Consider the following 8,484-nt stretch of genomic DNA (forward strand, 5'->3'; position numbering starts at 1 on the left):
CCATACAGGCGCTTAAACAGCTCCAGGCCAGCCAGGCGACCGGGGTTTTGCTTCTGGTATTCAAAGCCGGCAAGCACTTGGTTTTTGATCCGTACCAGCGAATCAGCCGGGAAGGTCGGTTTGCCAAGCACTTCAGCGAATAACTTCAGCGCCGGCTCGCGTTTATCAACGGCGGTCAGGCTGCGCAGGCTGGCCATGCCCATATCGCGGTAGGCGCCGTTGCCAAAGTCGGCGCCCAGGTCTTCAAACCCTGCGGCGATCGCGCCGACGTCTTTACCCGCCACACCTTCGTTAAGCATGGCGTTGGTCATCATTGCCAGGCCAGGAGTGTCGCCATCCTGGCTGCTGCCGGCCGCGAAGGTCAGGCGCAGGTCGAACATTGGCAATTCATGGGCTTCAACAAACAACACCTTGGCGCCTTCGGCGGTCCGCCAGGTTTGGATATTGATTTGCCGATGGCTTGGCGCCTGGCCTTCAAGGGCCGCTAGCGATTCCAGATGATCAGGTGCTTTGCTAGCCGCTGCCGGCGCGGCGGAGGCAGGTTCAGTCGGTGCCTGGGCCGGACGGCTGACAAAAAATACCAGCACTGCCAGCAGTACCAACAGGCTAAGGCCAAGCAGGCCGTAGCGCAGACCGTTGCGCTCACTCATGGGTTTTTTCCTTAGGCAGTACTTCGGCAACGCTGAGGCGCTCGCGGGTGAAATAGGTGCGGGCAGCTTGCTGAATATCGTCTGGCGTTACCGCTTCGATAGCGGCGAGGTCGGCGTCCATCAATTTCCACGACAGGCCAACGCTTTCCAGCTGGCCGATGGTGCTGGCCTGGCTGCTGATGGAGTCACGCTCGTACACCAGACCGGCAATTACCTGGGCGCGCACGCGTTGCAGTTCAGCGGTGGTCGGTGCGCTGGTTTTTAAGGCTTCCAATTGGCGCCATAAGCCGGCCTCGGCCTGGGCCAAAGTTTTGCCGGTTTGCACGTTGGGCGTGGCGGAGAGCATAAACAGGCTGTCGCCGCGGTTATAGGCGTCGTAACTGGCGGAGGCGCCAGACACCAACTCTTCGCCGCGCTCCAATTGGGTCGGCAGGCGCGCGCTGTAACCACCGTCAAGCAGCGCGGAAATCAAGCGCAGTGCGTGCACGTCTCGTGGGTTTTCGGCCGTGGCCAAGCTGGGCACGTTAAAGCCCATCATCAGGCTCGGCAGCTGGGTTTGTAGATACAGGCGGATACGTCGTTCACCCGGCTCAGCCAATTCCAGCGGCGCTTTGGCGGTAGGAATAGCCCGGGTGGGGATTGCGCCGAAATAGCGCTCGGCCAGGGTTTTCACTTCGGCAACGGTGACATCACCAACCACCACCAGCGTGGCGTTATTGGGCGTATACCAGGTTTCGTACCAGTGACGCAGCTCTTCAACGCTCATGCGCTGCAGGTCGGCCATCCAGCCAATGGTTGGCGTGCCGTAGCCGCTGCCGGGGTAGGCCATGGCTTTGAAACGCTCAAAGGCCAGCGAGCTGGGCTTGTCATCGGTGCGCATACGGCGCTCTTCCTTGATGACTTCAATTTCGCTGCGAAACTCCTCCGGCGGCAGGCGCAGGCTGGCCATACGATCGGCTTCCAGCTCAAAGGCCACCGGCAGGCGGTCGCGGGCCAGCACTTGGTAATAGGCGGTGTAATCGTCACTGGTAAAGGCGTTTTCTTCGGCGCCCAGTTCACGCAGGATCAGGCTCGCTTCGCCGGGTTTCATCTTGGCGCTGCCTTTAAACATCATGTGTTCAAGGGCGTGGGAAAGGCCGGTCTGGCCGGGCGTTTCGTAACTGGAGCCGACCTTGTACCAGACCTGGGAAACTACCACTGGCGCGCGGTGATCTTCACGCACTACAACCTTGAGGCCGTTGGCGAGGGTAAATTCCTGAGTGGGTTGGGCATCGGCAGCAAAGGCGGACAGCGGCAGGCAAAGGGCCGCAAGCAGCAGCGAGGTGGCGCTGCGGGCAAGCATTTTCATGAAGTGAATGACCTGTCGAGAGGGCCCGCTTGGTCTTAGCGTCGGCGGGCGCGGAGGTGCTAGGATACTCATCCATTTTATTGGCGGCCACGGCTGTTGGGTTTTTACCCTGTTGGCGCGTCGCACCGTTGAGATAGCCCCTCTCCATGTTTGGTTCCAAAGACGACAATAAGACCCCAGCCGCTGCTGAGGCGAATACACCGGACGCATCCGGCGAGAAAACCGGCGAGAAAAAAAGCCTGTTTGGCTGGTTGCGCAAAAAGCCTCAGGAGCCGACACCGGCCCCGGTAGCTGATATCGCCACGCCTGCAGAACCTGCGCCTGCCGCCCCTTCGGTAATTGCCGATACGCCTGTGGCCGACGTGCCAGCGCCTACGCCTGCACAAGAGCAGCAGCCGCTGGCAGTGGTCGAGCCGATGGCCCTTGAGCCTGTTCCAGAGCCAATACCTGAGCCCGAGCCTGCGCCCGTTGCAGTGCAGCCTCCTGCCACGCCAGCGCCGCTACCAGCACCGGTGCCTGAGTTGCCTGCAGTGGTTGCACCTGCGCCAGCGGCCACGGCGGAAAGCAAAGCCGGTTTCTTCGCCCGCCTAAAACAAGGCCTGTCGAAAACCAGCGCCAGCCTTGGCGAAGGTATGGCCAGCCTGTTCCTCGGCAAAAAGGCCATCGACGATGACCTGCTCGACGAAATCGAAACCCGTCTGCTGACCGCCGACGTGGGCGTGGAGGCCACCACCGCGATCATCCAGAGCCTGACCCAGAAGGTCGCGCGCAAGCAGTTGCTCGACAGTGGCGCGCTGTATAAAGCGTTGCAGCAAGAACTGGCCTCGTTGCTCAAACCAGTCGAACAGCCGCTGGTAATCCCTGCCGAGAAAAAGCCCTTCGTGATTCTGGTGGTTGGCGTTAACGGCGCTGGCAAAACCACCACCATTGGCAAGCTCGCCAAGAAGCTGCAACTAGAAGGCAAGAAAGTGATGCTGGCCGCAGGCGACACCTTCCGCGCCGCTGCCGTTGAGCAACTGCAGGTGTGGGGCGAGCGCAATCAGATTGCCGTTATTGCCCAGCACACCGGCGCCGACTCTGCCTCGGTGATCTTCGATGCCGTGCAAGCCGCCACCGCGCGCGGCATTGATGTGCTGATCGCCGACACCGCGGGCCGGTTGCACACCAAAGACAATTTGATGGAAGAACTAAAGAAGGTTCGCCGCGTGATCGGCAAGCTCGACGACACCGCGCCGCACGAAGTGCTGCTGGTGCTGGACGCCGGTACCGGGCAGAACGCCATCAGCCAGGCCAAGCAATTCCACCAGACGGTAAACCTTACGGGTCTGGCGCTGACCAAGCTGGACGGCACCGCCAAGGGCGGGGTGATTTTCGCGCTGGCCAAGCAGTTTGGTTTGCCGATTCGCTATATCGGGGTCGGAGAAGGCATTGACGACCTCCGTACCTTTGAAGCTGAAGCCTTTGTTCAGGCCTTGTTCGCCGAGCGGGAGCACGCATGATTCGCTTTGAGCAGGTGGGTAAACGCTATGCCAATGGCCACGTCGGCCTGCATGAGCTGAGTTTTCGCGTACGCCGTGGCGAGTTTCTCTTCGTTACCGGCCACTCAGGCGCCGGTAAAAGTACCCTGTTACGGCTGATTCTGGCGATGGAGCGCCCGACGTCGGGGAAGCTGCTCCTGGCCGGCCAGGATCTGGCGCAGATCACCACCGCTCAAATTCCCTTCCTGCGTCGGCAAATCGGCGTGGTATTTCAGAATCATCAACTCTTGTTTGATCGCACGGTGTTTAACAACATTGCCCTGCCGCTGCAGATTCTTGGGCTATCCAAACCTGACATCGCCAAGCGCGTCGATGCTGCCCTGGAGCGTGTAGCGCTGAGCGATAAGCGCGATCTGTTCCCGGGCGACCTGTCCACCGGGCAACAACAACGGGTCGGCATTGCTCGCGCCGTTGTGCATCGCCCGGCACTGCTGCTGGCCGATGAACCCACCGGCAACCTCGACCCGCGTCTGGCGGCGGAAATCATGGGCGTGTTTGAAGACATCAACCGCATGGGCACCAGCGTCCTGATCGCCAGCCACGACTTGGCCCTGATCGCCCGCATGCGCCACCGCATGCTGACCTTGCAACGCGGCCGATTGATCGGCGACGGGGAGGCCGGTTAATGAGCGCCACACGTAATCCGCAAGATTCCTCTTCCGCTGCCGAACGCGTTGGCGCGGCGCCGAAGAAAAACGATCAGAAAAAAGATGACGGCAGCCCGGACTTCACCACCCTGCTGCATGCCTGGCTGGAGGCGCACCGCTCAAGCCTGATCGACAGCCTGCGCCGTTTGGCCAAGCAACCGATTGGCAGCTTCTTCACCTGTCTTGTCATGGCCGTTGCGCTGAGCTTGCCGATGGGGCTGTCGTTGCTGCTTAACAATGTCGAGCGCCTGGGCGGCTCCTGGCAACGTGCGGCGCAGATTTCCCTGTTTATGACCTTGGATGCAAACGAAGCCGACGGGCAAAAGCTGCGCGCGCAGATTGCCGAGATGGCGGACGTGGCCGATTCCGAGTGGATCAGCCGCGAGCAAGCGCTGGCCGAGTTTCAGCAGCAGTCCGGTCTGGGCGAAGCGCTTAAGGAACTGCCGGAAAACCCGCTGCCAGGCGTGATTCTGGTTACCCCAAAAGAAGTCGATAAAACCGCCCTGGAGGCGTTGCGTCTGCGTTTGGCTGAATTGCCCAAGGTGCAACAGGCACAGTTGGACTTGCTCTGGGTTGAGCGCCTGAGCGCGATCCTGAAGTTGGGTGAGCGGTTTGTCTTCGGTCTGACCCTGTTGCTGGTTATGGCGCTGCTGTTGGTGATCGGCAACACCATCCGCCTGCATATCGAAAACCGTCGTACCGAAATCGAAGTCATCAAGCTGGTGGGCGGAACCGACAGCTATGTGCGCAGGCCCTTTCTTTATATGGGGGCGATTTATGGCCTGGGGGCCGGGGTATTGTCCTGGGCGGTGCTGGCCTTTGGCCTGGACTGGTTAAATGGCGCCGTGGTGCGCCTGGCTGGGCTGTATGGCAGTGACTTCGCCCTTGGCGGCGTGCCAGTGTCCGATGGTCTATCCCTGCTGCTTGGCGCCGTATTGTTGGGGTATATTGGCGCCTGGCTTGCGGTGGCCCGTCACTTGAACGAACTGGCCCCGAAGTAGTAAGTTCCTGTTTCTATATGTGTTTTCGTGCTTTTTGAACTTTAGAGTCAACTGTATAGTCTTACCCGCAGTGCTCAAGAGGCACGAGTTTCGTGAGTCGGAGGATTCGCATGAGCAATTCTTTGCAACCTGTCCATGCCTTAGTCCCGGGTGCAAACCTGGAGGCCTACGTGCATGCGGTCAACAGCATTCCGCTGCTGAGCGTTGAGCAGGAGCGCGAACTGGGCGAAAGTCTTTTTTACCATCAAGATCTCGAAGCCGCCCGGCAAATGGTGCTCGCGCACCTGCGTTTTGTTGTCCATATCGCTAGAAGTTATTCCGGTTATGGCCTGGCCCAGGCCGACCTGATCCAGGAAGGTAACGTAGGCCTGATGAAGGCCGTTAAACGCTTCAACCCGGAAATGGGCGTGCGTTTGGTGTCGTTTGCCGTGCACTGGATCAAAGCTGAAATTCACGAGTTCATCCTGCGCAACTGGCGCATCGTCAAAGTGGCTACCACCAAGGCGCAGCGCAAACTGTTCTTCAACCTGCGCAGCCAGAAAAAGCGTTTGGCTTGGCTGAACAACGACGAAGTGCATGCCGTAGCTGAGAGCCTGGGCGTGGAGCCGCGTGAAGTGCGGGAAATGGAAAGTCGTTTGACTGGTCACGACATGGCCTTCGACCCCGCTGCTGAAGCGGACGACGAAAGCGCATTCCAGTCGCCGGCCAACTACTTGGAAGACCACCGCTACGACCCTGCTCGCCAGCTGGAAGATTCCGATTGGAGCGACAGCGCCACCGCAAACCTGCACGAAGCGTTGGAAGGTCTGGACGAGCGCAGCCGTGACATCCTTTATCAGCGCTGGCTGGCCGAGGAAAAAGCGACCCTGCATGAGCTGGCCGCCAAGTACAACGTCTCCGCTGAGCGTATTCGCCAGTTGGAGAAAAATGCGATGAGCAAACTTAAAGGCTCCATAGCCGCTTAAGCCTCAACGTAACCGATAGAGCCGCACCTAGGTGCGGCTTTTTTCTGCCCGCCTGATTCTGATTTGCCGGAGCGTATTTATGACCCTGCCACCGCTACGTATGCAGCACTGGTTGCTGTTTGTGGTGATCGCCATCGCCTTCTTTGCCTGGGGTGGCTGGCTGATGCGTGGTGTCGGCAAAATCGAGCCGCTATCAGGCATGGCGCAGTGGCAACAGCAGATCCTAGGGCCTATGGCAGAAGGCAAGCTGTCGCTCGGTGAGCTGAATGAACGGAGTGCTGGCGAGCTGTGGCTAAAGCCGCGTTTGGACGGTCCGCAGCTGGTTTTTCGCTCTGAATTGGCTGCCTCCGGCGAGACGTGGAGCCTTGAGGCGGTTTTGGTTCTAGATGAGCGTGAACACGCTAGCTTGATGTCTGCGACAGGTCTGAAACCTACTGATCCCGAACAGCCACTCAGTGCGGGCATGCTTTCGGAGATGGGGGAGCACGCATTGTCGACCTTAGCATTGCGCCCCAAGCAGTCGGTTAGCACCGAGCAAGTGATCGCCAGCTTCGGTGCGCCGCGCCTGCGTTTACAACTAACGAGCGGGGAAGGCTGGGTGTATCCGCAGCAGGGACTGACGGCCCATGTTGAAGACGAACAGCTGTTGCTGCTTCATGTCGTACCGCGCAGTACGCTGGAGCAGTAAGGCGTCGCGTTACCAGAGTCGCTGATTCTTCTGCATTTGTACGATGTAATCGCTGCCACCCAGTTGACGCATCTGCTGATGAATCCAGCCGGCCCGACGGTTGATGTAGCCCGTGGGCCGGCTGGCGCTCCATTTCAACGGGTTAGGCAATACAGCCGCGAGCAAGCTCGATTGCCGGCTGGACAAGTACGGCGCACCGATTCCGAAGTGCTTGCGCGCTGCCGCCTCGGCGCCGAACACGCCCTCGCCCCACTCCACACTATTGAGGTAAACCTCAAGAATCCGTTGCTTGGGCCAAAGAAGCTCAAGCAAGCCGGTGAACCACGCCTCCAAGCCTTTGCGCAACCAACTACGGCCGGGCCATAGAAACAGGTTCTTCGCCACCTGCTGGCTAATGGTGCTGGCGCCGCGCAGATTGCCGCCGCGCTCGTTGTGGTTAAGCGCGGCCTGAATGGCATCCACATCAAAACCCCAGTGCTCAGCAAATTTCTGGTCTTCACCGGCAATCACGGCAATCTTCAAATCGTCCGGCAACTCGCTCCACGGGCGCCATGTACGCTGCAGGTCAATGGGTTTGCCATCAATCCAAGATTCCACCTTACGCTCAACCATCAGCGCGGTTCCGGGGGGCGGAACCCAGCGAAAGATCAGCACAACGGCAACGGAGGCAATGGCGAACCAGAGCAGGAATTTGAACAGGCGGGTAATCAGCTTTCGAAGCATGCGCGGCTAAGCCTGGCAGGGTAGGGGGCCATTATAGCCAGGGGTTAGCGTCTGACGGGAAGCTCAGTATGCGGCAGGAATACTCCTGTCGACGACGCGCTTTTTGCCTGTTTATAAGAATTTGCACATCTAAAAAAAGATATCGGCGACACGATGTTCAGCTGCTTTGCGCCAGAGCGTTAACGCGGTGCTGACATCATAAAGCGTGCGTTGGAAGAGCAATGTATTGCCCTTGTCGTGGGCCTACGCTGTCTAGTCGTAATCGCAGGCTTGCTTCCGTTTTAAACCTTTTTAGAGGGAAACCCCCTACTTTTCCGCGAGACGTGGATTGCATTTGGCCCAGCGGGGGAGCCGGAGAATCGGCGCTCCATTTCACTCTCCGAAACCATCGCTATGGAAGTATATAAGTCAGGTTCTTGCGCTGCCCCTCGGCGTGTAAAAGCACTGTGCAGCGCTGTTAGTTTTTTCGTAACCACCCTTTTGACCGTTGTCAGTTTCGGTATCCATGCTGAAACAGCACCTCTGCGCGTAACTCCTCTGGATCGAGAGGAAGATTTCCAAGATAAATTACGTACGCAAGAGCAGATCAACCAAAAGCTTGATACCCACCTCAATCGCGCTGTAACTATAAAGCCTGCGTCGGAACAGCCAGAAGTCGCGCCAGTCGATAACGGCATAAAATTTCCCATCTCAAAAATTGAAGTTGATGCTGGCGATGAAGCCAAATGGCAGGTGGATCTATCCGATATCTTGCGTAACTACGTAAATCGCGAGCTGGGTAGTACCGATCTATTCTCGCTTATTCGCGACGTTACCAACCGCTATTCCGAAAAAGGCTTTGCTACTACCACGGTTAGCCTAGTGCCAAAAAATATGAAGTCTGGCGTTGTTGATTTGAAAATCAATTGGGGCAAAGTAGATGGT

Annotated in this window: 9 protein-coding genes; 6 read left to right on the forward strand and 3 right to left on the reverse strand. The window is 58.5% G+C overall.

What is annotated here, in order from left to right:
* Both AAAB16_RS21155 and AAAB16_RS21160 read right to left on the reverse strand, forming a co-directional pair.
* Positions 1–650: M16 family metallopeptidase (locus tag AAAB16_RS21155; RefSeq protein ID WP_369335452.1), on the reverse strand; the 650-nt coding region annotated here is incomplete at its 3' end.
* Positions 643–1,998 (reverse strand): pitrilysin family protein, encoded by a 1,356-nt coding sequence (locus tag AAAB16_RS21160; RefSeq protein ID WP_340665106.1) that lies wholly within the window; start codon positions 1,996–1,998, stop codon positions 643–645. The genes AAAB16_RS21160 and AAAB16_RS21155, both read right to left, overlap by 8 nt.
* A 146-nt stretch (positions 1,999–2,144) precedes the next feature.
* Between AAAB16_RS21160 and ftsY the strand changes: the two genes are divergently transcribed.
* The 5 genes from ftsY (at position 2,145) to AAAB16_RS21185 (ending at position 6,837) form a co-directional block, all read left to right on the forward strand.
* Complete coding sequence (gene ftsY / locus AAAB16_RS21165; RefSeq protein ID WP_340665107.1) at positions 2,145–3,497, forward strand: signal recognition particle-docking protein FtsY; 1,353 nt, start codon at positions 2,145–2,147, stop codon at positions 3,495–3,497.
* Positions 3,494–4,162, forward strand: a complete 669-nt coding sequence (gene ftsE / locus AAAB16_RS21170; RefSeq protein ID WP_108095018.1) for a cell division ATP-binding protein FtsE — start codon at positions 3,494–3,496, stop codon at positions 4,160–4,162. The genes ftsY and ftsE overlap by 4 nt, the downstream gene beginning before the upstream one ends.
* Complete coding sequence (gene ftsX / locus AAAB16_RS21175; protein ID WP_110615342.1) at positions 4,162–5,184, forward strand: permease-like cell division protein FtsX; 1,023 nt, start codon at positions 4,162–4,164, stop codon at positions 5,182–5,184. Before ftsE ends, ftsX begins: the two co-directional genes overlap by 1 nt.
* A 110-nt stretch (positions 5,185–5,294) precedes the next feature.
* Positions 5,295–6,149, forward strand: a complete 855-nt coding sequence (gene rpoH / locus AAAB16_RS21180) for an RNA polymerase sigma factor RpoH (RefSeq protein ID WP_110615341.1) — start codon at positions 5,295–5,297, stop codon at positions 6,147–6,149.
* A gap of 79 nt (positions 6,150–6,228) precedes the next feature.
* Positions 6,229–6,837: a hypothetical protein gene (locus tag AAAB16_RS21185; RefSeq protein ID WP_340665108.1), complete on the forward strand. Its 609-nt coding sequence runs from the start codon at positions 6,229–6,231 to the stop codon at positions 6,835–6,837.
* Positions 6,838–6,846: 9 nt separating this feature from the next.
* On the opposite strand, the gene mtgA is transcribed toward AAAB16_RS21185, so the two are convergent.
* Entirely contained in the window at positions 6,847–7,560 is a 714-nt protein-coding gene (gene mtgA, locus AAAB16_RS21190; protein WP_340665109.1) for a monofunctional biosynthetic peptidoglycan transglycosylase, read from the reverse strand.
* A gap of 393 nt (positions 7,561–7,953) precedes the next feature.
* Here mtgA and AAAB16_RS21195 point away from each other — a divergent pair.
* Positions 7,954–8,484, forward strand: a 531-nt coding sequence (locus AAAB16_RS21195) for a POTRA domain-containing protein (RefSeq protein WP_340665110.1), incomplete at its 3' end; no start/stop codon positions are given.

The organism is Pseudomonas sp. (genome assembly GCF_037994325.1).
Taxonomy (GTDB): domain Bacteria; phylum Pseudomonadota; class Gammaproteobacteria; order Pseudomonadales; family Pseudomonadaceae; genus Aquipseudomonas.

Coding starts and splice junctions, on each gene's coding strand:
- rpoH (WP_110615341.1), top strand. CDS start 5,295: ATGAGCAATTCTTTGCAACCTGTCCATGCCTTAGTCCCGGGTGCAAAC.
- ftsX (WP_110615342.1), top strand. CDS start 4,162: ATGAGCGCCACACGTAATCCGCAAGATTCCTCTTCCGCTGCCGAACGC.
- AAAB16_RS21185 (WP_340665108.1), top strand. CDS start 6,229: ATGACCCTGCCACCGCTACGTATGCAGCACTGGTTGCTGTTTGTGGTG.
- AAAB16_RS21160 (WP_340665106.1), bottom strand. CDS start 1,998: ATGAAAATGCTTGCCCGCAGCGCCACCTCGCTGCTGCTTGCGGCCCTT.
- ftsY (WP_340665107.1), top strand. CDS start 2,145: ATGTTTGGTTCCAAAGACGACAATAAGACCCCAGCCGCTGCTGAGGCG.
- mtgA (WP_340665109.1), bottom strand. CDS start 7,560: ATGCTTCGAAAGCTGATTACCCGCCTGTTCAAATTCCTGCTCTGGTTC.
- ftsE (WP_108095018.1), top strand. CDS start 3,494: ATGATTCGCTTTGAGCAGGTGGGTAAACGCTATGCCAATGGCCACGTC.